22 protein-coding genes and 1 other annotated feature are annotated in these 25,447 nt (G+C 44.0%); of the genes, 1 reads left to right on the top strand and 21 read right to left on the bottom strand.

Annotated elements, in window-relative coordinates:
- Positions 1 to 20: 20 nt before the first annotated feature.
- From AB5I83_RS00290 to zapA, 18 genes are all read right to left on the bottom strand, one after another.
- The gene (locus AB5I83_RS00290; RefSeq protein ID WP_448972083.1) at positions 21 to 950 is read right to left on the bottom strand and encodes an FTR1 family iron permease; all 930 of its coding nucleotides are present in this window, start codon (positions 948 to 950) and stop codon (positions 21 to 23) included.
- 35 nt (positions 951 to 985) lie between these two features.
- Positions 986 to 1,738, bottom strand: coding sequence for a hypothetical protein (locus AB5I83_RS00285; protein WP_448972082.1), 753 nt, complete (start codon positions 1,736 to 1,738; stop codon positions 986 to 988).
- Positions 1,739 to 1,788: 50 nt separating this feature from the next.
- Complete coding sequence (locus AB5I83_RS00280; protein ID WP_448972081.1) at positions 1,789 to 2,562, bottom strand: glycosyltransferase family 2 protein; 774 nt, start codon at positions 2,560 to 2,562, stop codon at positions 1,789 to 1,791.
- Positions 2,563 to 4,029, bottom strand: coding sequence for an alkaline phosphatase family protein (locus tag AB5I83_RS00275; RefSeq protein WP_448972080.1), 1,467 nt, complete (start codon positions 4,027 to 4,029; stop codon positions 2,563 to 2,565).
- Positions 4,026 to 4,946, bottom strand: coding sequence for a lysylphosphatidylglycerol synthase transmembrane domain-containing protein (locus AB5I83_RS00270; RefSeq protein ID WP_448972079.1), 921 nt, complete (start codon positions 4,944 to 4,946; stop codon positions 4,026 to 4,028). Before AB5I83_RS00270 ends, AB5I83_RS00275 begins: the two co-directional genes overlap by 4 nt.
- Positions 4,930 to 5,880 (bottom strand): NAD-dependent epimerase/dehydratase family protein, encoded by a 951-nt coding sequence (locus AB5I83_RS00265; protein WP_448972078.1) that lies wholly within the window; start codon positions 5,878 to 5,880, stop codon positions 4,930 to 4,932. The genes AB5I83_RS00270 and AB5I83_RS00265 overlap by 17 nt, the downstream gene beginning before the upstream one ends.
- Positions 5,881 to 5,970: 90 nt before the next feature.
- On the bottom strand, positions 5,971 to 7,185 hold the full coding sequence (locus AB5I83_RS00260; RefSeq protein ID WP_448972077.1) for a hypothetical protein: 1,215 nt from the start codon (positions 7,183 to 7,185) through the stop codon (positions 5,971 to 5,973).
- Between the two features lie 230 nt (positions 7,186 to 7,415).
- Complete coding sequence (gene trxA, locus AB5I83_RS00255; protein ID WP_448972076.1) at positions 7,416 to 7,730, bottom strand: thioredoxin; 315 nt, start codon at positions 7,728 to 7,730, stop codon at positions 7,416 to 7,418.
- A gap of 161 nt (positions 7,731 to 7,891) precedes the next feature.
- Complete coding sequence (locus tag AB5I83_RS00250) at positions 7,892 to 8,869, bottom strand: electron transfer flavoprotein subunit alpha/FixB family protein (RefSeq protein WP_448972075.1); 978 nt, start codon at positions 8,867 to 8,869, stop codon at positions 7,892 to 7,894.
- 38 nt (positions 8,870 to 8,907) lie between these two features.
- Complete coding sequence (locus AB5I83_RS00245) at positions 8,908 to 9,681, bottom strand: electron transfer flavoprotein subunit beta/FixA family protein (RefSeq protein WP_448972074.1); 774 nt, start codon at positions 9,679 to 9,681, stop codon at positions 8,908 to 8,910.
- 89 nt (positions 9,682 to 9,770) lie between these two features.
- Positions 9,771 to 10,544, bottom strand: coding sequence for an enoyl-CoA hydratase (locus AB5I83_RS00240; protein WP_226085453.1), 774 nt, complete (start codon positions 10,542 to 10,544; stop codon positions 9,771 to 9,773).
- A 129-nt stretch (positions 10,545 to 10,673) separates the two neighbouring features.
- A complete protein-coding gene (locus tag AB5I83_RS00235; protein ID WP_167832747.1) occupies positions 10,674 to 11,276 on the bottom strand; it encodes a TetR/AcrR family transcriptional regulator in 603 nt (200 codons plus the stop codon).
- Between the two features lie 219 nt (positions 11,277 to 11,495).
- Positions 11,496 to 13,199 (bottom strand): long-chain-fatty-acid--CoA ligase, encoded by a 1,704-nt coding sequence (locus tag AB5I83_RS00230; RefSeq protein ID WP_448972073.1) that lies wholly within the window; start codon positions 13,197 to 13,199, stop codon positions 11,496 to 11,498.
- Between the two features lie 626 nt (positions 13,200 to 13,825).
- Positions 13,826 to 14,230 carry a DUF350 domain-containing protein gene (locus AB5I83_RS00225; RefSeq protein ID WP_448972072.1) on the bottom strand — a complete coding sequence of 135 codons (405 nt, stop codon included), beginning with the start codon at positions 14,228 to 14,230 and terminating at the stop codon, positions 13,826 to 13,828.
- 119 nt (positions 14,231 to 14,349) lie between these two features.
- Positions 14,350 to 16,707: an endonuclease MutS2 gene (locus tag AB5I83_RS00220; protein WP_448972071.1), complete on the bottom strand. Its 2,358-nt coding sequence runs from the start codon at positions 16,705 to 16,707 to the stop codon at positions 14,350 to 14,352.
- Positions 16,708 to 16,904: 197 nt separating this feature from the next.
- On the bottom strand, positions 16,905 to 18,626 hold the full coding sequence (polX, locus tag AB5I83_RS00215) for a DNA polymerase/3'-5' exonuclease PolX (protein ID WP_448972070.1): 1,722 nt from the start codon (positions 18,624 to 18,626) through the stop codon (positions 16,905 to 16,907).
- A gap of 231 nt (positions 18,627 to 18,857) precedes the next feature.
- Positions 18,858 to 19,400, bottom strand: a complete 543-nt coding sequence (locus AB5I83_RS00210) for a CvpA family protein (RefSeq protein ID WP_448972069.1) — start codon at positions 19,398 to 19,400, stop codon at positions 18,858 to 18,860.
- 7 nt (positions 19,401 to 19,407) lie between these two features.
- Positions 19,408 to 19,671, bottom strand: a complete 264-nt coding sequence (gene zapA, locus AB5I83_RS00205; protein WP_371931994.1) for a cell division protein ZapA — start codon at positions 19,669 to 19,671, stop codon at positions 19,408 to 19,410.
- Positions 19,672 to 19,810: 139 nt separating this feature from the next.
- Here zapA and rnhC point away from each other — a divergent pair, with 139 nt between their 5' ends.
- Positions 19,811 to 20,740 carry a ribonuclease HIII gene (gene rnhC, locus AB5I83_RS00200; RefSeq protein ID WP_448972068.1) on the top strand — a complete coding sequence of 310 codons (930 nt, stop codon included), beginning with the start codon at positions 19,811 to 19,813 and terminating at the stop codon, positions 20,738 to 20,740.
- A 39-nt stretch (positions 20,741 to 20,779) separates the two neighbouring features.
- On the opposite strand, the gene pheT is transcribed toward rnhC, so the two are convergent.
- The 3 genes from pheT to AB5I83_RS00185 all read right to left on the bottom strand — a co-directional run bounded on the left by pheT (position 20,780) and on the right by AB5I83_RS00185 (position 25,374).
- Positions 20,780 to 23,194, bottom strand: a complete 2,415-nt coding sequence (pheT, locus tag AB5I83_RS00195; protein WP_448972067.1) for a phenylalanine--tRNA ligase subunit beta — start codon at positions 23,192 to 23,194, stop codon at positions 20,780 to 20,782.
- Between the two features lie 19 nt (positions 23,195 to 23,213).
- Positions 23,214 to 24,251 carry a phenylalanine--tRNA ligase subunit alpha gene (gene pheS, locus AB5I83_RS00190; RefSeq protein WP_167832739.1) on the bottom strand — a complete coding sequence of 346 codons (1,038 nt, stop codon included), beginning with the start codon at positions 24,249 to 24,251 and terminating at the stop codon, positions 23,214 to 23,216.
- Positions 24,252 to 24,304: 53 nt separating this feature from the next.
- Positions 24,305 to 24,548: a binding site (T-box leader), on the bottom strand.
- A gap of 70 nt (positions 24,549 to 24,618) precedes the next feature.
- Positions 24,619 to 25,374 (bottom strand): TrmH family RNA methyltransferase, encoded by a 756-nt coding sequence (locus AB5I83_RS00185; protein ID WP_448972066.1) that lies wholly within the window; start codon positions 25,372 to 25,374, stop codon positions 24,619 to 24,621.
- Positions 25,375 to 25,447 lie beyond the last annotated feature (73 nt).

Below are 25,447 nucleotides of genomic sequence, written 5' to 3'. Positions count from 1 at the left end.
GTAAAGCCTCGAATAATAATTTATTTAACTTGTGGATTCAATACTACTTGCTTATTCTCAGCAGACTTCTTTTCAGCAGCCTTTTCTTTCCTAGGGCTTCGTGATGAAGTCAGCAGGAAAATCGCAGCAAAGTATCCGATATATGCAATGACTTCTTCAATCGAAGGCATTGATGAGTATCCAAACAAAGCCTTCAGGAAGATGCCCACATCGCCTGAGATAAGCGGTGCGACGCCAGTGTCACGCAGGTAATGCGCATAGTCGATTGGATGTTCAGGCATTAGCCATGTAATATCGTAAACATGGTACATAACACTGCCAATCATGTTGACATCCTGCATCATTGAAATCGCCTGAACAAGCAATCCCGCAGAAATCAGGATGATGAATGCGCCCGTGATCTGGAAGAAAGTCTTAAGCTTAACCTTCATCGTTCCTTTGAAGAACATGTATGAAACTGCGATCGCAATCAGTGTACCCGTGATTGCTCCCCATCCCTGCATGGCAGCACCGATGTTCCCTCCAGTGATTGCCGCAAAGAAGAATACAGTCTCGATCCCTTCACGCAATACGACAAGGAATGAATGGATGACCATGCCGACAATATTTCCAGTCGAAATGAACTTGTTCATTTTGCCTTCCATATTGCCTTTAAGATCTTTACTGTGGCTTGCCATCCAGAATACCATCTGGGTCAAGAGGATGGTCGACACAATCATGATTCCTATTTTCAGGTAAATCTCACTGCCCATTGCCGCGAATCCAGTGAATACTACCTGGAACAGGATCGCTACCCCGATGCTTGCCAGGATCGCAAGTGCTGCCCCTAGCCAGACATACTTCGTATACTTTGGATTACCTGTCCTCTTTAAATATGTTGTGATGATTCCAATGATTAATAACGCTTCCAATACTTCACGAAATGTAATCAGTAAAGCTTGAACTTCCATCGCTGATTCTCCCCTCTCCAAGGTGTCCTCTAGATTTAATGTCTTCTTCTCTTTATGCCAATAAAGACAATTGCACCAATGACTGCAACAATCAGGATCAATGGAATCCAGTTACGGATATTCGATCGATCTGTCCAGTCCTTTTTCCCGGTGCTCTCTTGTTCTTCTGTATCTGTAAAATGGCCTACTTCCAAGCTGGGAAGATCGAATTCATCTTGCAATGTATTCAGGATTTCCTCTTTCTTCTCTTTAAAAACTTCTATATTAGAAGGTTTCTTCCCAACCCCAAAGAGTCCTGGATTTCCTAGTGCTTCTAATGCAGCATCAAAGTCGGCTTTTATTGTTTTATCAACTTCAGGATTATTTGCCTCAACATTTGGCGATAGTGCTTGGTATGTAGCATATCCCTTTGCCAGGAGCTTCTTAGAAGTGTCATACTCCTCAAAGCTCTTTTCAATGCTTTCAAGTCTTCTCGCAACATTTAATACAAGGAGTTTCTCCATATTCTCAATCGTTGCTTCTTTATCTTCTTCATTTAAACTTTCCATGATCACTTCACCCGGCTCGGTTCCCATGTGCATATCGATTTCTTCTTTCACCGTTTCAAACAGGGATTTCGCCGCCGAGAAGTTTGGAGGGTTTTCATCCAGCTTCAACTGCATTTCCTTATAGACCTCCGCGACTTTCTCTTCATTGGGATCACCATATGAATAAGCGCTGGCAGTCTGAGGAATGCCGTTAATGAGAATTAATATCAATGAAAAACAAAAAAATATACCTTTTTTCATCTACTCTTTCCCTCCTACAATGATAATGATAATGATTATCATTTTGAATGTCAATCATATTTGATAATCGTCACTTTATTGTCACTATTTTCACTGCTTCTAAGTTGTGATTTTTTTTCTCCAGCAACCTTAAACACCGGCCTGGTCATTTCCCGATACACGGCGGGCACGACATTCGTCATATATTTTTTGAATGAGATAAACGATGTCCCAGTTGTCCTTACTCGGTATTGAATCGGTACTTCCAGAACCCTGAATCCCTTTCTGACAAGGTTCAGCGTCAACACTTGAGCATAATTGTAATCATGGATGATTTCAGCATGCTGTAGAACTTTTCGAGAAAAAGCCCTCATCCCGGATTGGCCATCATACAGCCACTTCCTCAACAATAATGTTTGCAGGAAGGTGAAAAAATAGTTCCCCATCCTGCGATGAAATTTCATCCCTTTTATCGTTCCCATAAACCGGGACCCCATCGTATAATCTGCTTCCCCATTTATAATGGGTTTGACTATGTCAGGAATCTGCCATGCTGGGTACTCTCCGTCCGCATCGATCATCACCCCGACGTCAGCACCCATTAGGAAGCATGCTTCTATTCCTTTTCGGACCGCGGCACCCAGTCCGCGGTTTTTTTCAAAGCTTATTATATGGTCGGCTCCTGCTTTTTTCGCTTCAGCAACAGTACCGTCCGTCGAACCATCATCAATGATCAAAACCTCCACTTTGTCTGCACCTGCGAAACGGCGCGGGATGTTTTCAATCACTTCCCCAATGGATTCTTCTTCGTTGAAAGCCGGCAAAAACACGATAACTTTACTCAATTACTTCTCATCCTTCTCTGCTTTTATTGCATCCATTAGAACTTTCCCTCTGCTGTTGGCCGGATATGGCGCACCCATTAAGTACGAAATCGTTGGTGCCAGTGAAACGAGGCTGTGTTTTTCCTGGACCTTATTTCCTTTGGCAATATGGGGACCATGCATGAAAAATGGAACGAACCTTTCACCTTCATCGAGATGTCCATGACCACCGATGCCGTCAGCCTGTCCGTGGTCCGCACAGACTACAAGTGTCGTGTTCTCCATCTTCCCTTCGTTTTCCAGCCATTGAACGAACTCTTGGATCAGCGCATCTGCTTCCTCGATTTTTTCAATATAATCATCATAAAGAACGCCGCGGCTGTGGCCAACCTGATCCGTTCCAATCATTTGGACGATAAATAAATCCGGATCCTGTTCATCCATGATCTTTCTTGCCCTGGCAAGCATGTTTGTGTCTGCTTTATCCTTATGCATGACAGCGGTCACTGTCTCGACATCACTGCCCATCGCATCAACGAGGTGAGCAATGCCAAGGAGCCGCCCTCTTTTGCCCACCTTGCGAAGCGAGTCAAATATTGTTTCTGTATTAACTCCCAGTTTGTAGACCATATTCGATTTAATGCCATGTTCAAACGGATAGGTTCCAGTGAACATCGAACTAAAGCAAACAACAGTCCTTGCAGGATAGACTGTTTCCATATTCAAATACTCAGTGCCATTTTCTTTTAACTGATCGAGAAACGGTGTATTTGCTTCATAAAATCGTTCCTTGCGCATCCCATCAATCACAATGACGATAACCTTATCTGACAGGCCATTCTCCGGGACTTCAAGTCCAGCGTCCTTCGTATAGCCCTCATAGGCCTTTGGCTTCCAGTCGAATAAATATCGGTGCAGGATATAGGTGAAAAGAAGAACAAAGCCGTAAAATATGGCGATATCAAAGAACGGTAAATTTGCACCGGCGGTAAGGGTTCTGAACGACAATTCCCAAAGAGAGAGCAGCAGGAATACTTTCGGGAGCTGTTCCTGGGCATTCCCGCTGGTGGAGTCACTATTTTTCAAAACAAGCTTCCAAAATCTTGTGAAGTTAAGCCATGATGTACCGATTCTTAAGTGATAGTAGAGCGTTCCCCAGAAAAACACGGTAAAGAAAAAGTACAGTCCAGCCGCAAATAGCAGCAAATTAATATTGAGTTCAGGCCAGACAACCACAAAAACGATGAATGGTATCCACAAATAGTTTCTCAAAAAAAGTGGAAAATCATAAATAAAATAGATAATGAACAATGGAAGTACAGTAAGGAAGGCTAGTAAAAAATCCACCAAACTGTCAGGACTCCCAAACTCCCCAAGATGAAATAATACCATTGTGCCAACTGTGAAAATTGGCGTAAAAGGCTTCCCCTCATTAAGCAAATTCCAGCTTCGGGCCGCGAATTTTTCAAACTTTGAAGCACTTTTCATGATTCGTTGCCCCTTTCTCTAGTCCATTTTTTCAATAAATGCGCCGGTATAGGATAAGCTGCCAATGCAATCCCTCCGACAATGAAAGAAAATAAATATTTCAACCCATGCGTGATGACCGCTGCTGAATAGGCATTCTCTGCAGCAATTCCATTTGCCCCTAACGCAAAAACCATAATGGCCTCATAGCTGGCAATCCCTCCGGGGGTGATTTGGAAAATCTGCCCGGCAACCGTAATGCTATTTACCCAAATTGCCTGTATAAAGCTAATGATGCTGCCCCCATTCGGTACGACACCATAAATCACTGCAGCTTCCAGGATCCAGCTTATCAGGGTTAATCCAAAGATCCAGATTCCACGCCAGCCTGTGAAAGCATTTTTCATGATGATTAATTGTCTTTTAAAGAAAGCTTGAAATTTATAGTAAAGCAGTACTATGAGAACAAATCCAATTACTCCGAGCCACAGCAGCAGCTTTCCATTCATAGGCAGCTTAAGAAAAGCCAAACCCGCTGAAGCCATTCCGAATAAAATGACCGTATCCATTACCCTTAGGATGATCACAGAGTTAAACGCTTCTTGTCCGGTAATGTCAGGCTCCCTTGCTTTCATGACCCCTATCCGCACAAAATCCCCCGCTTTGACAGGGAGGAGGTGATTCAGTAATAAGCTGTAAAACAAACCGTACATGCATGTTGAAAGCCTTACTCTATTATTCAAATAAAGCTTCCATGCCACTCCTCTTGTCAAAAAGGCGAAAAAGTAACTGGTGAAAATAAACAACAGGATCCCAGGTTTGGTTAAAATGGCTTTTATTTCTCCCGTAATCATGCCCACATCAAGAAAGTAAAACGTCATAATTAGAAATAGGATGATCAGCAGTAGGGAAATCAATTTCTTAAAGGAAGTCTTCATACTGCTCTGCCCAGGCCACCGTTTCTGCAATTCCTTGGCTAAAGTCCATCTCTGGTTCATATCCAAGCAATTCACGCGCAAAGGAAATATCAGCCCAGGTCGTATCGACGTCTCCGGCGCGATTTTTTTCAGTTTTGATTTTCATATCAGGATAGAAAACCCGGAGCTCGTCCAAAAGCTGTTCCATTGAAATAGGCCTGCCTGATCCGATATTGATAATGGCGCTCTGTTCCAAATTTTTCAGAGCAAGGTCCATGCCGTTCACAATGTCACCTACATATGTATAATCACGGGAACCACCCTGGCCAAAAATCGTGATCTCTTCGCTGCTTTTCAATTTCTTAATAAAATTGGCGATTGCCATATCTGGCCTTCCCCATGGGCCGTATACGGTAAAAAACCTAAGGATTTTAACATCCATCCCATATAGATGGCCATACACATGACAAAAGGATTCAGCTGCGTATTTTGAAGCTGCGTAAGGTGAGATAGGTTTGCCAGCGGCCATCTCTTCCTTAAACGGTACATTCTTCATCATTCCATATACAGATGAGGAAGAAGCAAAAATGATCTGCTTCACCCCTGCCATTCCGGCACCTTCAAGTACGTTAACTGTAGCTTTCACATCATAATCTATGTATTCCAGTGGACGAAGAATTGAATAGGCGACTCCCGGCAATGCCGCCAAATGCACAATCGCTTCTGGTGAAAATCTTTTGATGATGTTGATCGTTTCATCACGATCAAGAAGATCCGTTTGATAAAATTTAAATTCGCCAGCTTTTTTAATGATCTCTAGATGCTGCTTTTTTCTATCAACAGAATAGTAGGGATGCAAGTTATCGATGATTGCGACCTCATGCTGCTCCCTGAGCATTTTAACAGCAAAATGGCTTCCGATGAACCCTGCTCCTCCAGTAATTAATATCTTCAAGATGACACCTCTTTCTTCCTCAAGCCATTTTATCATAGTATTTCATGAAGAAAGAAAAAATAGAGCCGCATTGCTGCGGCTCCCATTTTTTTAAAGCAAACCATCTACTGCTGAAATTACTGCGTCGCCCTTAGCTTTTGCATCTTCCGGCTTATTTTCCGCGATTGCATTATACCATGCTTCAGCATCAGCAAAAACGGCCTGAGTTTTTTCTTCACCTAGTTTTTCATTCATCTGGCCTTGAAGCATCTTCAGGAACATATTCCCTTCCATTGCGCTTACTTTAGCTTCTACCGTATTGTTTTCTGCTAACAGGTTCGGAGCTTTCTCATAGTAACCTTTGATTTTACCAGCGATAGCTTTTGCGAATAACGCGTTTGTTTCTGCAGCTTTGATTGTAGCAGGATCCGTTGTGTTAAGTGTGAAAAGCTTGTCTAGCTCTGCAGCAGCCGCTTCATCTCCACCGCCAAGAGAGCCTTTGATTGCCTGGAAGAAGCCCCAAGCTTCTGCTTGCATGATGGACAATTCTTTTGAATCTTTTCCTTCTTTCGCTCCTGCTTCCATCTTCTCAGCGTATGATTTTGATGCAAGGTAGTAGCTTCTGTAGATTGATTTGTCTGTTACCTGAAGGAATACCTGGAAATCTTCTGCATTTCCTGAATTAAGTGCCTCTTCCTGTGCGCTTAATCCTGAATTGATATTTTCAACAAGGCTTGAATCACCGCTGAGTTCATAATACTTATCACGTTTTTCAGCAGTTGGGATGAACACTTTTTCTGCAAGGTGTTTGATTTGTGCGAAAGCAAGATTTGCATCTTCCTTCTTGTCCTCAGTCAGTGCAGCTACCGCTTCCTTTTGAAGGGCCTTTTGATTCTGGTAGAAATAGGATTGAATAGTCTTATCGGTCAATTGAACAGCGATAATTGGTTCCATTTCTCCACTTTTTCCAGCTGTTAGCGCTGCCTGGATGGCCTGATCAAAATCCGGAGCAAGCTCAGCTACATCTTTTTGAAGACCTGCATCATATTTTTCCTGGACTGTGTCCCAGTTGACTTCCTGGTCTTCCTTCGCCTTCACAAGCTCTGCCATCATGTCAGCATAAACCGCAGCCTGCTTTGCTGCATCCGTATCCTCTACATTTACTTCTTTCGCTTCATCAGACTTTGACTCTTCGGTTTCTTTATCAGTTTCAGCCTGTTTGTTCTCTTCAGGCTTTTCTGTCGTTTCGTCTCCACCGCAAGCTGCTAATACTGTGCTTGCCATTAAAAAACTTGCGAAAATTGCTTTAAGGTGCTTTTTCTTCATTGTTGGTATCCCCCAATATTAAATGTTTTGATGAAAAAATTAAATGATAATGATTTTCATTGACAGTTGTTATTATAGGCGAGAATGATTATCACTGTCAACGACCTTTATGCGAAAACTTTGACAAACTATTGAACAATGCAATTATTATGTCCAAAATGGGAGAGTTTCTTGATTAAAACAAAAAATCCCGCCATTCAAAGGAATGGCGGGACTTTGTTTCTGTTAGACTAGATATGCTGTTCAAGACGACCTGCAAGTGCCTCTTTTGGCTGGAAGCCAACCACTTTGTCGACTGGCTGACCATCTTTAAGGATAAGCAATGTCGGAATGCTCATGATTCCGTATTGAGCTGCTGTCTGCTGATTGTCATCAACATCAAGCTTTACGATTTTTACTTTATCGCCCATTTCTGAATCTAATTCTTCAAGTACAGGAGCGATCATTTTACATGGGCCGCACCAAGGTGCCCAAAAGTCAACAAGCACTAGGCCTGATCCTGTTTCGTTAGCAAAAGTTGCGTCAGTAGCATGTGTAATAGCCATTTGAATGCCTCCTAAATAATCTGAATACTAACGTCAGTATATCATCGTTTACCAATTGATGCTATTTATCTGCTCTTGTTGTAATTTACCCTTATCACATATGAATATTCCTGTAAAAATTGAAAAACGGACGTTGTTGACGTCCGTTTTCATGTGTTATTTTATGCATTTACTTTAAGTTTTTTGAACTCTTCAGTTAGCATTGGAATGACTTCGAATAAATCGCCTACGATACCGTAGTCTGCAACTTTGAAGATATTTGCTTCAGGGTCTTTGTTGATTGCGACAATGACCTTGGAGTTGGACATTCCGGCAAGGTGCTGGATTGCTCCTGAGATACCGGCAGCGATATATAAGTCTGGAGTTACGACTTTACCCGTCTGGCCGATTTGCAGTGAATAATCACAGTAGTCGGCATCACATGCACCACGTGAAGCTCCTACAGCTCCGCCAAGAACATCAGCGAGTTCCTTCAGCGGCTCGAAGCCTTCTTCGCTCTTCACACCGCGTCCGCCTGCTACGACAACTTTTGCTTCAGAAAGATCTACACCTTCAGTAGCTTTGCGGACAACATCTTTAATGATCGTTCTTAAGTCTTTGATTTCTGCAGAGACTGTTGAAACCTCTCCGGATTTACCTGCATCTTTTTCCAATGGAGCGATGTTGTTTGGTCGGATTGTCGCAAACACTAGTCCATCAGTAACAATCTTCTTTTCAAAGGCTTTACCAGAATAGATTGGACGAGTGAAAACAAGGTTGCCGCCTGCTTCTTCAACCGCTACCGCATCCGAAATCAGGCCGGAACCCAATTTGCTTGCGATTTTAGGTGCAAGGTCTTTTCCAAGTGATGTATGGCCAAAAATGATACCTTCAGGGCTTTCCTGTTCAATCACAGCCATCAATGCTTGTGAAAATCCATCTGGTGTATATTGTGCAAGCTTGGCATCTTCTACTGCCACAACTTTGTCAGCACCATACTGGTATAGGTCGTTTCCTAAAGAACTTACAGACTCTCCGATTAATACTCCAACTACTTCTCCGCCCTCAGCAACTGTTTTTGCAGCTGCGATTGCTTCGAAGGAAACGTTTCTAAGTTGTCCGTCACGTGCTTCTCCCAATACTAATACTTTTCTCGCCATTTGATTTACCTCCTGCGTATTTATTCTTCCTTTATGTGTTAAACGACTTTCGCTTCTGTGTGAAGCAGGTTGACAAGTTCCTTAACCTGGTCAGCAAGTTCGCCTTGCAGGACTTTTCCTGCCTCTTTTTTCGGAGGAAGATAAATTTCGATTGTCTTTGTCTTAGCTTCTACATCGTCCTCATCCAGATCAAGATCATCAAGCTCAAGCTCATCAAGCGGCTTTTTCTTTGCTTTCATGATTCCTGGAAGAGATGGATAACGAGGCTCATTCAGACCCTGTTGTGCTGTTACAAGAACAGGAAGGCTTGTCTCAATGACTTCTGAATCCCCTTCTACGTCTCTAGTAATCGTAGCAGTAGTTCCGTTGATTTCTAGTTTCGTGATCGTTGTTACATAAGGCATTCCCAGTTGTTCAGCAACACGAGGTCCTACCTGGCCAGAACCGCCATCGATTGCGACATTTCCGCCAAGGATCAAGTCAACTTCTTTATCCTTTAGGTATTCAGCAAGGATTTTTGCAGTTGTGAACTGGTCACCGTCTTCAACGTCATCCTCGATATTGATCAATACTGCTTTGTCCGCTCCCATAGCTAACGCTGTGCGCAGTTGCTTCTCTGTTTCTTCATTGCCTACAGAAACGACAGTAACTTCGCCGCCATGAGCATCCCTTACCTGGATCGCTTCCTCAATCGCATACTCATCATAAGGATTGATGATGAACTCAGCGCCATCTTCATTGATCTTGCCGTTTGCGATCGTGATTTTTTCTTCTGTATCGAATGTCCTTTTCATTAGAACGTAGATATTCATTTGTTCCCCTCCTAAGTATTCAAACATTTTAGCTGTTCTAAAGATTAGAAAAATTTATTTCAAAAAAATTTTATTGCTAAAAGGTTTGCTTATCTGCCTTTAAAATCAGGCGACCTTTTTTCCAGGAATGCCTGGATTCCCTCTTGGCCGTCCTCAGACAAGAAGACATCTCCAAAGTACTTGGCTTCTTCCTTAACTCCTTTGTAAAAGGACTCATGCTTGGAATAATTCAATAGTTTAATAGCTGCCCCAAGGGAAACTGGACTCTTTTTCGCAATTTTCCCAGCAAGCTTGTATGCGTTTTCAAGCAACTGCTCTTCTGGGTAAGCATGGTTGGCCAATCCATACTGGACAGCTTCCACACCTGTGATCGGGTCGCTCGTAAACAGCATTTCGGCCGCTCTTGCAACACCTACATATCTTGGCAGACGCTGGCTGCCTGCAAACCCCGGAATCAATCCAAGCTGCAGCTCTGGTAATCCCAATTTCGCATTCTCTGCTACCAGGCGGAAATGGCATGCCATTGCAAGCTCCAGTCCGCCGCCCAATGCTGCGCCGTGAATGGCAGCGATAATAGGCTTTGGAAAATGCTCCATGCGCTCGAAAAGGTCCTGTCCATACTCAGCGAGTTTGGCAAAATCTTCTCCGGTTTTAATGGTGGTGAATTCTTTGATATCTGCACCTGCAGAGAAGAACCTTCCTTCACCGTGGATTAAAACTACCCTGATTTCTTCATTCCCCTCGATCTCATCCAATACTCCTGAAAGTTCTTTCAGCAGCCCGGATGCAAGGGCATTCGCCGGCGGACGGTCAATCGTAATCGTTGCGATCCTGTCCTCCGAAGACCATTTAAGATATTCCACATTTTCCCCTCCTTTTACATGAAGGCAGGTTTCGCATCATGGATATCTCCTTTCTGCGAAACATGCCTTTTTACCCTGCCTTGTCCCCTTCAGGCCATTCGAAGTGCCGGAAAGTCAGGAAAGACGTGATTAAAGGACCGGTTTGGTGTCCTGGTAACCGCAGCCGTTTATCAACAGCTGGTGTACCGCTTTAGCCAGGTCAGTAAGATTGTATTTCTGTTCATTCATTACCCATGAAGTCGCAGTTTCATCTACTGTACCAAAAATCATCTGCCTTGCAAGACGCAAATCAAGGGAGCTTGAAAACTCACCATTCTCTATGCCTTCCAAAATGATTTTGTCGATCAGCATTAAGTAGCCCTTAAGCACCTCGTTGATTTTATGTCTGAGATCCTTATTTGACTGCCTTAGCTCCAGCTGGGTTACAATTGCAAGATGCCGGTCATCTGATAGAATCTTGAAATGTGTTTCGACCAACATATATAATTTCTCTGTTGCTGTTTGTTTTCCTGCAATTTTTTCTTCAATACTTCCCACGAAGTAACCCATTTTCTCCTGGAACAGAGAAATCAGTATGTCTTCTTTATTTTTGAAATACAAATAAATGGTCCCATCAGCCACTCCAGCCTGCTTTGCTATTTTAGACACCTGCGCCTGGTGGTAGCCGTTTTCTGCGATAATGACCACTGCTGCGTCAATTATTTGCATATATTTCGGCCTGTTCTTCTTCATTTCTTTCACTCCCGCTCCAGGAAAAGCACAAGCATTAAATGCTACAGCGGCACACTCCCGTTTACGATTTTTTGTCTGCAATACTATTCACTGAATGAATCGTCATTCATATTTTTATAATAGTATTTCACTCACACTTCTGTCAAGGAAATGTGTTTCATTTGGACAAGCCTTCTTTTTCAAAAAGAAAGAGCCGATATTGGGAGCCGGCTTTTAAAATTAAGCTCGCTTCTGCTGGTCTTCCTGATTCTTTGCTTTCTCTTCATCTACCAATGCTCTTCTGAGAATTTTACCTACCGCGGTCTTTGGGAGTTCTGCCCTGAATTCATATAATCTTGGCACCTTGTATGCAGCAAGATGCTTTCTGCAATATTCATTCAGTTCTTCCTCCGTCGCTTGGGCACCATCCTTAAGAACGATATATACTTTTACCGTTTCACCTCGATAAGGATCCGGTATGCCTGCTGCCACTACTTCCTGAACAGCTGGATGCTCATAAAGTACTTCTTCGATCTCACGCGGGTAAATGTTAAAGCCTCCTGCAATGATCATATCCTTCTTCCTGTCGACAATGTAGAAATATCCTTCCTCGTCCATATAGCCAAGGTCTCCAGTCAGCAGCCAGCCATCCTTGAGCACTTGCTCTGTTTCTTCCGGCCTGTTCCAGTAACCCTTCATTACCTGCGGGCCTTTGACGGCAATCTCTCCAACTTCTCCAGAAGGCAGCGGTTCACCTGTTTCCATTGATAGAACAACAGAATCAGTATCTGGCCAAGGTACACCAATGCTCCCTTTCACCCGTTTTTTGTCCCAAAGGAAATTCGCATGAGTGACTGGGGATGATTCCGTTAGGCCATACCCTTCAACAAGCTTCCCACCAGTGATCTGTTCGAATTTCTCCTGTACCTCGACCGGCAGTGGAGCAGAACCGCTAATACAGGAATCAATTGACGATAAATCATATTTTTTCAAGTCCGGATGATTCAGCAGACCGATATAAATGGTTGGTGCTCCCGGGAACAGTGTAGGCTTCTGCTTCTGAATTGTCTTTAATGTAGTTTCAGGATCGAACTTCGGCAATAGGACCATTTTCGATCCCTGCATTACCGATAGAATCAGGACAGCAGTCATCCCATAGACATGGAAGAAAGGCAGGATTCCCAGGACGGTCTCTTCACCTTCTTTGCATTTGTACAGCCAGGCATTGCTCATTGCCGCATTCGCAATCAGGTTTTTATGAGTCAGCATGACCCCTTTTGGAAACCCAGTTGTTCCACCGGTATATTGCAATAATGCCAGGTCTTCTTCAAAATCCATCTCATATTCTTTGATATTGCCAGCCGGATTTTTCATGATTTCGGTAAAAAGATGATTCTGGCCCTCATGCTTCACATTTACAATGATGCCATATTGTTTTTTCTGGATGAATGGATAGACAAGATTTTTAGGGAAAGGAAGATAGTCCTTGATAGCGGTTACAATTACATTCTCTAAATCCGTGTTGGCAATGACCTTTGACACCCTAGGGAATAAAATGTCGAGCGTGATGATGGCCTTAGCCCCAGAGTCCTTCATCTGGTATTCAAGCTCTCGCTCCATATACAGAGGGTTTGTTTGGACGACAATTCCGCCGGCCATCAGGATTGCATAGTAACTGATGATAGACTGAGGAGTATTCGGGAGCATGATCGCTACCCTGTCCCCTTTTTCGATTCCCAGGTCCTGCAAATAAGCAGCCAGCTTTTTCGCATAGTTGTAGACTTGCTTATACGTCAGTTCTTTGCCCATGAAGTGGATTGCAATCTTCTCAGGGTATTTTTCAGCAGTATGCTTCAAATAGTCCTGGACCGTTGCTTCCTTAAGATCCAAATGAGCTGGGATTTCTGGAGGATATTGCGACAGCCATGGCTTTTCAACTTCCATCTTGTTGCCTCCTTATTTAAAATTTTTTGAAAATTCTATCTCCCATTATAATATAATGGTCTTTTTATGACAATTAGAATAGTTTTTTGGAGGATTATAGGGACAAACTCCTAATTTCATCTGAATCTAACATTTTTATTTTCTTCTAAAATGCTATTAGTTCTAGCTTATTTACAGTTCTTATCCTGATTGGAGGAAAGATGGGGCTGTTGATTTCCGTTCCAGGCGCTTCGCTTTCCGCGGGAAGTCCGGGAGCCTCCTCGGCGCTTTCAGCGCCTGCGGGGTCTCCCGAGACTTTCTCATCCCGCAGGACATTGATTGATCTTCTTTGAACTTGCCCAGGCACGAAGGAAATGCGTTAGCATTTTTGAGGAGTCTTCGCGCCTTCCACTACAATCAACAGGGCTTCAAAACTCTATGTGAAACGTCACCAAAGCTTTAAATGAAATCTTTTGACCAATTTTTTACAAAGACCGATTGGTCCGCTAACCGAAAAAACCGCCATGTTGGCGGTTTTTATCGTTTTTATACAAAAAACATCATATAAACAATGCCGACTAGCAGGAATACTCCACATAGAATCAGCAATATTTTAGCCAGTTTTTCCACTCTTCTAGATCCCCCTGTTAAATTCCTGCGCCGATGATATATGAAAGGCCGATTGAAATGACCATGGAGATCAGGCCGACTGCTCGGTTGTCGCTTTCTATTTCTTTATCGATGTTGAACTTTGGTGTCAGGAATTCAAAAATAAAGTACCCGATCAAAAGCAGGACAAAGCCGAAAACTCCCCAACTGATCATCGTGAGCAGTGAATCATGCTGATTGATGGAATGGCGGAATATATTAGCTACACCAAAGATTTTTCCGCCTGTGGCCATCGCGACGGAAATATTGCCTTTTTTGATTTCTTCCCAATTGCGATATTTGGTCACTAGTTCAAAAACAGCAAGGAATACCACGATGCAGAGAATCGATACACTGTAATAACCAGCTGTCACTATAAATTCATTTTCCCAAAAATGGTCCATATCCATTCTCCCTGATAAAAATTTACCCCAATGCCTATTATAAAGTGTTCAGACATGAATTTACATCTATTTAAGATTTTTTCGAAACGTTGAGAGCCTTAAAAATAACAAAGGGCGTACTACTTAAATTCTACTACAGTCACACCTGTTCCGCCTTCTCCTGCATCTCCGAACCTTATTTTCTTGACAGAGCGATGGTTGCGAAGGTATTCCTGGACTCCCTGTCTTAAAGCTCCAGTTCCTTTTCCGTGGATGATATTTACCCGCGGATAACCGGCTAGCAAGGCATCATCAATGTATTTCTCCACTCTCATCAGTGCATCTTCATATCGCTCGCCCCGGAGGTCTAGTTCAAGGCCAACGTGGAAGTCCTTGCCTTTTACGATAGCGATTGGCTTTGTTTCAACCGGCTTTGGAGTATTCATATATTCCATGTCAGACTCTTTCACTTTCATCTTGAGAATGCCGATCTGGACTTGCCATTCTTTCGCATTAACACGCTCAACAAGATGGCCTTTTTGGTCAAATGTCAGAATCTTGACCTCATCCCCCGGCTTGAACTCGTGCTTTGCAGGTTTCGCTTTGCCGCCGCCTTTCTTCCCCTGGCTGAGCTCTGGAGTCGCCTCGCTAAGGCGCCTTTTGGCGTCAATCAATTCATGCTCTTTGATCTCGGCTCCTTTTTCAAGCCGCAATTTGCGAAGGTCACGGATGATTTCTTCCGCTTCTTCCTTTGCCTTTTCCACAATGGATGCTGCTTTTCCTTTTGCCTTTTCCGCTAGTTGATCTTTCTTCTCATCATACTCTGCCATCTGTTTTTGCAGATCTTCATGCAGCTTTTCGGCATCCTTCAGCAACTCGTGTGCCTCTTCACGTTCTCGTTCGGCCTGCTTCCGGCTGGATTCAAGGGATGCAATCATATTTTCGACTTCATTGCTGTCAGCGCTGATATAGGATCTTGCTGTATTAATGACAGATTCTCTCAAGCCCAGCCTCTTGGAAATTTCGAAGGCATTGCTTCGGCCTGGGACTCCAATCAATAATTTATAGGTCGGGCTCAGTGTTTCGACATCAAATTCTACGCTCGCATTTATGACGCCTTCCCGGTTATAGCCATAAGCCTTTAACTCTGGATAGTGAGTTGTCGCAATCACTCTAGCTCCGCGATGATACACCTCGTCCAATATGGAAATTGCCAGTGCGGCTCCTTCCTGAGGATCCGTTCCGGCGCCCAGTTCATCGAATAATACCAGGCTATTGTGATCCACTTTTTCCAGGATTTCAACGATATTGACCATATGAGATGAGAAAGTACTCAGGCTTTGCTCAATCGACTGTTCGTCACCGATATCTGCATAAACCGAACCAAAAACAGCCACTTCCGAGCCATCAAGAGCTGGGATCTGCAAGCCCGCCTGTGCCATAAGCGTACAAAGTCCGACTGTTTTTAAAGTAACGGTCTTACCCCCGGTATTCGGACCGGTTATGACAATAGTCGTATAATCACTGCCTAAAGTGACGCTATTAGGGACTACTTCGTCCATCGAAATCAATGGATGCCTTGCCTGAAAAAGGTTGATGCGCCCCTCATCATTGACATTTGGCTTGGAACCTTTAATCTTGCTTCCGTATCGTGCCTTAGCAAACATGAAGTCCAACTCACCCATGATGCTGACAATATCAAGCAGCTCATCATGGTGTTCGGCAGTCAGGGCCGAAAGCTCTGCGAGGATTCTTTCGATTTCCTGCTGTTCTTTTACCCGGATGCTCTGTAGTTCGTTATTGAGCTGAACGACAGATTGAGGCTCAATGAACAGCGTCTGGCCTGATGAGCTTTGGTCATGGATGATTCCGCCGTAATGTCCGCGATATTCCTGTTTAACAGGAATGACAAATCGGTCGTTTCTGATGGTGATGATGGCATCTGAAAGCATTTTGGATGCGTTGGATGAACGAATCATGCTTTCCAATTTTTCACGAACCCTTGCTTCTCGCGTACGCATCTGCTGGCGGAGCGACCTTAGTGCTTCACTCGCACCGTCAAGAACTTCGCCGCCTTCATCGATTGCATTTCGGATCGATTCTTCGAGGTTAGCAAGCACGATGATTCCCTCAGTGTAGCTTAGTAAAATAGGGACTTCAGTCACTTCCTGCAAATCTTCAACAAACCGTTTCATCTGTCTGCTTGCGTGCACGGTGCTTGCCACCTGCACCAATTCCAGAGGACTCAGCATCCCGCCAATCTGGGCTCTTTTCACATGTGGCCTTATATCATGAATGCCGCCTAGCGGTACATTCCCCTTTAACCTTAGAACCTTGGCTGCTTCATCCGTCTCTTCCTGTAAGCGGGATACTTCTGCGAAATCGACCGAAGGCATCAAAGCGCTGGCCTTTTCCCGTCCTAATGAAGATGATACATGTTCAATCAGCTGGTTCCTGATTTTATCAAATTCAAGTGTTTTCAAAACTCGCTGCTGCACAAAAATTTCCTCCTTCTTCTTTAGCGAAGGTTATTAGAAAAGCGGAAGCGCCTTGGGCAGCCCCGACAAGCGCTGGAGGGCCGAACAGTGAAGTCGTTCTTTGACTTCATTGGGCGGTCCGAAGCGACTCGAGGGGCTAGGCGCTGGAGCTAGACATTTCTCCAAGAGCATTTAAATCATCTTATTTAAAAGGTACTTTATTCATTTCGGCCGTGCAGGAAATCAAGCAATCCGTTCAGGTCCAATGCATTCAGAACGGATGATTCCTTGACCCAGCCTTTTCTTGCGGCTGTTACGCCTATTCCCATATGCTCAAGTGTATCCACTTTATGGGCATCCGTATTGATGACAAGCTTGACTCCTTCTTCCTGTGCTTTTCTTAGATATTCGGATGCAAGGTCTAGTCGGTTTGGATTTGCATTCAGCTCAAGTGCTGTATTCGTTTCTTTTGCCAGCTGAATCAGCATGTCGATATCAACTGAATATCCCTCACGCCGGCCGATCAGCCTGCCAGTAGGATGGGCAATGATATCAACATGGGCATTTACAAGCGCCGTCTTCAAACGGTTCATAATTTTTTCGGTTGGCTGGGAAAAGGAAGAGTGGATGGATGCAATGACCAAATCAAGGTCAGCAAGCAAATCATCTTCAAAATCCAATGTACCATCCGGCAGGATATCCATTTCAATCCCTGTCAAAATCGTGAAATCATCGAACTTCTTGTTCAGTTCCTTCACTTCTTCAATTTGCTTCCTAAGGCGTTCCGGCGTCAGACCGTTTGCTACCTTCAAATACTGAGAATGATCAGTAATCGCCATGTATTTATAGCCTCTTGCGATACAATCTCTGGCCATTTCTTCGATTGAATGGCCGCCATCGCTCCATGTTGAATGCATATGGAGATCGCCTTTTATGGCATCAAGGGTTACGAGTTTCAAGTCTTCTTTATATAATTCAACTTCTGAGCCATCTTCCCTTAACTCTGGCGGGATGAAAGGAAGTGCGAAATACTGGTAAAAGTCCTCTTCCGATTTGAATGTGGTGATTTCACCTGTTTCTACATTCTCCACGCCATATTCGCTGATCTTCTCTCCTTTTTCCTTCGCAAGCTGCCTCATTCTCACATTGTGGTCCTTTGAGCCAGTAAAATGATGAAGGGCAGTTGCAAATTCTTCTGGATCAACAAGGCGGAAATCGACGTTCACATCATAATCCAGACCAAGAGTGACCGAAACCTTCGTGTCCCCAGCCGCGATAATCTCTTTGATATTCGGCAGCTTGACCAGTTCATCTTTTACAGCCAGTGGTTTTTTCGACGCAATGATAAAGTCCAGATCCTTGATCGTCTCTCTCATCCTGCGCAGGCTGCCAGCTTTTGAAAATTGTTCGATATCCTCTATCTTTTGAAGATATGATTCGATTAATTCAGCAACAGGAAGCATATAGGCAAGCGGCAATCGATCTGGCCTTGTGCCGAAGTTTTCGATTGCAGCAAGTATTTTTTCTTCCGATTTTTTGCCAAAGCCTGCAAGATCACGAATCTTACCAGCCTTCGCTGCCTCCTCAAGATCATGGATATTCTCTACACCCAATTCTTTATACAGCTTGGCAATCTTTTTGCCGCCCATTCCCGGCAGTTGAAGAAGCGGGATTAGCCCGCTCGGTACTTCTTCCTGTAATTCCTTGAGTTCTGTTGATTGCCCTGTTTCCATGAATTCCTGAATGACACCGGCTGTTCCCTTTCCAATTCCTTTTAGCTCAGTGAGCTCGCCCATTTCGGACATGCTGCGCTCATCGCCGTCAAGAGCTGCTGCGGCCTTACGGAAAGCCGAAACTTTGAATGGGTTTTCACCTTTCAGTTCCATATATATAGCAATCGTTTCAAGTAATTGTACGATATCTTTTTTATTAACAGACATGATGTCCACCTGCCTTTTAAATTTCTCGACCGGAATATGCCGGACGCAGTCATTGTCTTCTATTTTATAGAAAACAAGCCCTGCTGTGAAATCAAATGAAAAATTTTCAGGGTGAAGATTTTATAACATCGTGTTATTAAGCGGTTTTCGGCATGATTATTTCTTAAGCACAATGGCCAGGCTTTTGAACATCCCCATGTAAAAGAAAAAAACTTCTCCGCAACAGAGAAGTTATGCAGCCACGTATTCAATCCAAAGTTGTTTAATTTGCTGGGAAAATACCGGGGTATTTTTTATGATATTTTCGGCTAAAATTGAATCGTTAAGCGGTCCCTGTATTGCCTGGATTGGCAGTAAGGCAGCAATATACAGTACGATGAACAAGAGCAGGTATACTTCAACGAAACCAAGGAACCCGCCTGCCCAGACGTTCAATTGCTTAAGTACTGGAAGGTGCGCCACAAAATCAAGCATCGAACCGATGATCTGCAGCAGGATTTTCACAGCGAAGAAGATGGCCGCAAAAGCAATGGCCCGATAATATGCATCTTCTAAATTGGCATTCTCAAATAACAGATTCAAAGTCGAATTGCTGCCAAGGTTCGGATATGGAATCCACAAAGTCAGCTTCGGCGCCAACTGGTCATAATATATGTACGCTACGATGAAGGCAGCGATGAATCCAACCAAATGGATGGTTTGCAGGATGAACCCCCTTTTCAATCCTACAATGAAGCCAATAAGCAAAATAGCTAATACAGCGAGATCAAGCATGCATTTTTCAGTCCTTTAACCTTTTAATTTCCGCTTCGAGCGATTCAACACGATCTTTCATTTTTATGTAATCATTAACGGCATTCACAGCAGTTAATACTGCTAATTTACTAGTATCAAGTGAAGGATTCGCTGAGCCGATCTCACGCATTTTATCATCTACCATCGAGGCAATGAGCCGGATATGGCTGGTGCTTTCTGTGCCGACGATCGTATATTGCTGTCCGTATATATCGACAGTCGACTTATTTTTTTTTGTGTCTGACAACATTTATGCCCCCATTCATAAGAATCCTATTTTATACTATAACATGAACGTAAAAGGCTGGGAAGTACTTGCCTGTCAGATCAGTATGATTTTTGGAAGAAAATGTCTAACTTTGAAAATGTAAAACAGGGAGTGTAGAGCAATGGGAAATAGCGTCCTTCAGAAAAGTACGGAAGAAGTCAAAAAGATGAAAGAGTATTATGGTAAGTATCTGATTGATAAGCTTCCGCCTGGCAGCGTCTTTGCCGCAAAAACACCTTCCTGTGCCATCACTGCCTATAAATCAGGAAAAGTATTATTCCAGGGTAAAGACGGTGAGGCCGAGGCAGCAAGGTGGGGAACGGCTCTTGCGCCTTCTGCTAAAAAAACAGCTCCAACAGTGCCAGGTTCCCATTTACCCAAAAATATCAGCGAAATGTCCATCATTGGTTCGGACGAGGTTGGCACTGGCGACTTTTTCGGCCCGATCACGGTTGTTGCGGCCTACGTCAGGCGTCAGGACATCCCCGTATTAAAGGAACTCGGTGTCCAGGATTCAAAGAATCTCAAGGATGACAAAATCATTGAGATTGCCAGGCAGCTTGTCACCTTTTTGCCCCATAGCCTGCTGACTCTGCATAATGAAAAGTACAACCAGATGCAGATGAAGGGCATGTCTCAGGGGAAAATGAAAGCTTTGCTGCATAACCAGGCGATCAACCATGTGCTTGAAAAAATCGCCCCTGAAAAGCCTGAAGCGATTTTGATCGATGAATTTGCGAAAGAGCAGATCTATTACGCCCACTTGAAAGGTCAAAAGAAGATTATCAGGGAAAATGTCCTGTTCAGCACAAAAGCAGAAGGAATCCATCTAGGTGTCGCTGCTGCATCGATGATTGCCCGCTACGCCTTTGTCCGCCATTTCGAAAACCTTAGCAAACGTGCTGGATTCACGATTCCAAAAGGTGCTGGCGCAGCTGTCGATAAAGCAGCAGCAAGACTCATCCTCGACAAAGGTTTAGATGTACTGCCAGAATTCGTTAAGCTTCATTTCGCCAATACGGAAAAAGCGAAGAAGATCGCGAGAATATAAACAATATGAAAAAGGCAACCCGCGGGCTGCCTTTTTATTTTATCCTCTTAATACTGCTCCAGCTTTTTCTTCAAGAGCTGCAAGGACTTTATTGTGAACTTTTGCAATGTCTTCATCTGTCAGTGTTTTCTCGGGATCGAAGTATTTCAGGGAGAATGCCAGTGATTTCTTGCCTTCTTCCATTTTTTCACCTTCGTATAGGTCGAAAACATTTACTTCTTTTAATAAAGATCCACCAGCTTCAGTGATGACCTTCTCCAGGTCGCCCGCAGCAGTTCCTTTATCAACAACAAGGGCAATATCCCTTGAGATTGATGGGAAGCGTGGGATTGCTGTGTATTGCAACTGTGCTGTTTCTGCTTCCAGTAAAGATTTAAGTGAAAGTTCGAATACATAAGTCTCTTTCAAATCGAGTGATTTTTGCATAGTTGGATGAACTTGGCCGATGAAGCCGATGGTCTTTCCATTCAGCAAGATTTCAGCCGTACGCCCCGGGTGCAATCCATCAAGCTCAGCCTTCACGAAACCTAACTGACGATCTAAGCCAAGCTTTGAGAATAAACCTTCCACGATGCCTTTTAAGACGAAGAAATCAACAGGCTTCTTCTCTCCCTGCCATGGATGACTTTCCCACAGGCCAGTAATGGCTGCAGCAAGATGTTCGCGTTCTTCCGGAAGCTCTTCATTGCTGGTTTTCAGGAAGACTGCGCCTGTTTCATAAACAGCGACACTTTCCATCTGGCGAGCATTATTGTATTTTAATACTTCGAGCAGCTGTGGCACGATGCTTAAGCGCAACAGACTGCGGTCTTCACTCATCGGCATTGCCAGCTCAACAGGCTCGCGCTTATCCAATGCGTATTGTGTTGCTTTTTCCGCGCTTGTAAGGGAATACGTCACTGCCTGGTAAAGACCAGCGCCTTCCAAATAACGGCGAACAACACGGCGCTTTTTCTGGTATTCAGAAAGGTGTCCCGGTGTTGACTGACCTTCAGGAAGGGTTGTCGGCAGATTGTCATAGCCATACAGACGGCCAACTTCTTCAACTAAATCTTCTTCAATTGTAATGTCCCCACGGCGCGTAGGTACTGTTACAGTAATTGTGTCATTGTCGACAGAAGTTTCGAATTTCAGGCGGGCAAAAATATCCTCAACCTGCTTCATTTCAAGTTCTGTTCCAAGTACTTTATTGATTTTTTGGATTGTTGTTGAAACAACAGCTGGCTTCACATTAAGTGAGTCTGCTTCCACTTTGCCGCCAAGCACTTCTCCGCCGCACAGCTCGATCATCAACTCCGCTGCGCGTTCTGCAGCTGGACGGACTCTTTCAGGATCAACGCCTTTTTCATAGCGTGAGCTCGCCTCGCTTCGCAAACCATGGTCCTTTGAAGCCTTTCGGATAGCACCGCCTGTAAAATAAGCGGACTCAAGCAAGACAGTCGTTGTATCGTTTCCTACCTCGGAATTCGCTCCACCCATAACGCCCGCAAGCGCCACTGGCTCTGTTCCGTTCGTGATGACAAGATGGTCCGGAGTCAAAGTACGCTTAACATCATCCAGCGTTTCGATCACTTCGCCATCCTTCGCGCGGCGGACAAGGATTTCTTTTGAACCAAATTTATCGTAGTCGAATGCGTGAAGCGGCTGTCCATACTCCAATAAGATGAAGTTCGTGATATCAACTACGTTATTGTGAGGGCGAATGCCGGAAGCCATCAATTTTGTTTGCAGCCAGACTGGTGATGGACCCACTTTTACATTCTTGATCACTTTTGCAACATAGAGAGGATTATCTTCTTTTGCTTCGACACTTACTCTGATATAGTCACTTGCCAACTCTGAAGATGTTTCAGGCTGCGGGTTTGGCAACTTGATTTCCTTGCCAAGAATCGCTCCAACCTCATACGCAACACCCAGCATGCTCATCGCATCAGCACGGTTTGGCGTCAAGCCAAGCTCAAGGATTTCGTCATCCCTGTTTAGGACTTCCAGCGCGTCCTGCCCGATTTCTGTGTCAGGAGTGAAATTGTAAATACCCTCAGCATACTCCTTCGGCGCCAGTTTGCCTTCGATACCAAGCTCCTGAAGCGAGCAAATCATCCCATGGGATTCTTCACCGCGAAGCTTTGCTTTTTTAATCTTGAAGTTGCCAGGCAGTACAGCACCCACTGTCGCAACGGCCACCTTCTGTCCTTTGCCGACATTTGGTGCACCGCAGATAATCTGGACTGTCTCACCGTTTCCAAGGTCAACGAGTGTTTTGTTCAGTTTTTCTGCATTTGGGTGCTTCTCGCATTCAAGGACATGGCCGACAACTACGCCCTTCAAACCTTCATTTAATTTTTCAACGCCTTCTACCTCGATGCCGCTTTTCGTGATTTTTTCAGCGAGCTCTTCAGCAGATACGCCTTCCAAATCGATATATTCCTGCAGCCATTTATATGATACCAACATGGTTTTGCCCTCCTAATACTTATTCTTCAACTGAAAATTGCTTCAAGAAACGGACATCGTTTGTATAGAAATGACGGATGTCATCGACTCCATACTTGAGCATCGCGATTCGCTCAGGTCCCATTCCAAATGCAAAGCCAGTGTATTTCTTCGAATCATATCCAGCCATTTCCAGCACGTTCGGATGGACCATCCCAGCTCCGAGAATCTCAATCCAGCCAGTTCCCTTACATACGCTGCAGCCTGATCCGCCGCAAATCTTACAGGAAATATCCATTTCGACAGACGGCTCAGTGAAAGGGAAAAAGCTTGGGCGCAGACGGATTTCGCGGTCTTCGCCAAACATTTTCTTTGCAAAAACTTCTAGCGTTCCTTTTAGGTCGCTCATTCTCACGTTCTCATCAACGACAAGTCCCTCAATCTGCATGAACTGGTGGGAGTGTGTTGCATCATCGTTATCACGGCGATATACCTTGCCCGGACAAATGATTTTTACAGGACCCTTGCCCTGATGCTTTTCCATCGTCCTTGCCTGAACAGGAGATGTATGTGTACGCATCAAGGTTTCTTCTGTAATGTAGAAGGAATCCTGCATATCACGCGCCGGATGCCCTTTCGGAAGGTTCAATGCTTCAAAATTATAATAATCCTTTTCAACTTCAGGGCCTTCTTCCACTGTGTAACCCATGCCGATGAAAAGATCTTCGATTTCTTCGATGATGCTTGTAAGCGGGTGATGGCTGCCAGTCTTGACAGGTCTTCCAGGGAGGGTAACATCAATTTCTTCAGCTGCCAATTGTTTTTGGACGGCTGCTTCTTCAAGTTCCTGTTGCTTCACTTCAATCTGGCCGGAAATTGCATCGCGGACTTCATTGGCCAGTGCCCCCATTTTCGGTCTTTCTTCAGCGGATAATTTCCCCATTCCTTTTAGCACTTCTGTGATTGGACCCTTTTTCCCTAAATAGGAAACGCGAATATCATTCAATTCTTTAAGGTCAGCTGCTGCGGACACTTTTTCAAGAGCCTCAGCCTGCAGTTCTTTTAAACGATCCTGCATGTTAAATCCTCCTTCAATTTCTTTTTTTGAACACAAAAAGACCTCATCCCAGATAAAGGGACGAGGTCAGGTTATCGCGGTACCACCCTTTTTAACAGGCAATACAGTTATGTATTACGTGTTCGCTTCATTGGGATAACGGCTTGTGCCGATGCATCTTTACGCTTCATAAAGCGGTCCCGATGCCAACTCAGGAGGTGAACTTCACTTGTCTGATCCATAAAAATGCTTCCAGTCACCGGCATTTTCTCCCTTGATGGCCATCTTCAAGCTACTCTTCTCCGTCATCGTTTTTGAAATATTAATTTTGCTGTTTATTATATTATAATCTTGGCGCAGTATCAAATGGTTTTAAGTAAAAATGAGCCTAATTTGCTGTTTTCAAATAATAAAGCAAGATACCCGCGGCAACTGCGACATTCAGGGACTCGCTTTGACCGTAAATCGGGATATAGAGATTTTGAGTTGTTTTCGCCAAAAGCTCTTTGTTAACACCGCTTCCTTCATTCCCAACGAGCAGGGCGAACTCTTCCTTTACGGGCGCCTCTGTAAAAACAACTCCGTTTTCCAGGGCGGTTCCATAAACCGGAATGCTTTTATTTTTCAGCTCCGTGATCCATTCGGATAAATCGCCGCTTACAACTGGCAAATGGAAGTGGCTTCCCTGAGCTGATCGCAGAACCTTTGGATTATAAATATCGACACTGCCCTTCCCGACAATGACTGTATCAATCCCGGCTGCATCGGCAGTTCTGATCATCGTGCCAAGGTTGCCAGGATCCTGGACAGAATCGATCAGCAAATAGCTTTTCCCTATGTTTAACGTCTGCTTCGATTGCCGGCATACAGCAAATATCCCCTGAGTTGTTTCCGTATCAGCAAGCTGCCTGCTGATATCATCCGTTACAACCGTAACAGGAATGGAGCCATAATCGAGACTTGGCGGCAATTCCGTTTTTTCGCTTAAAATAATCTCTTCTACATCTTCTTTTTTCGTAAGTGCCTCTTCAACTAAATGGAAGCCCTCGACAAGAAACAGACCAGACTTGTCGCGTTCCTTCCGCGTCAGCAATTTTTTCCATTGTTTCACTTGTGGATTCTTATCAGATTGAATGTACTTCAACACGGGCTCTCCTTTAATATGGCTTGTTCAATTTTACTATTATAGCTCAAAACAGATACATAATAAAACCAAA

Source organism: Mesobacillus sp. LC4 (assembly GCF_053543455.1).
This window is presented reverse-complemented; position numbering and strand designations above follow the sequence as displayed.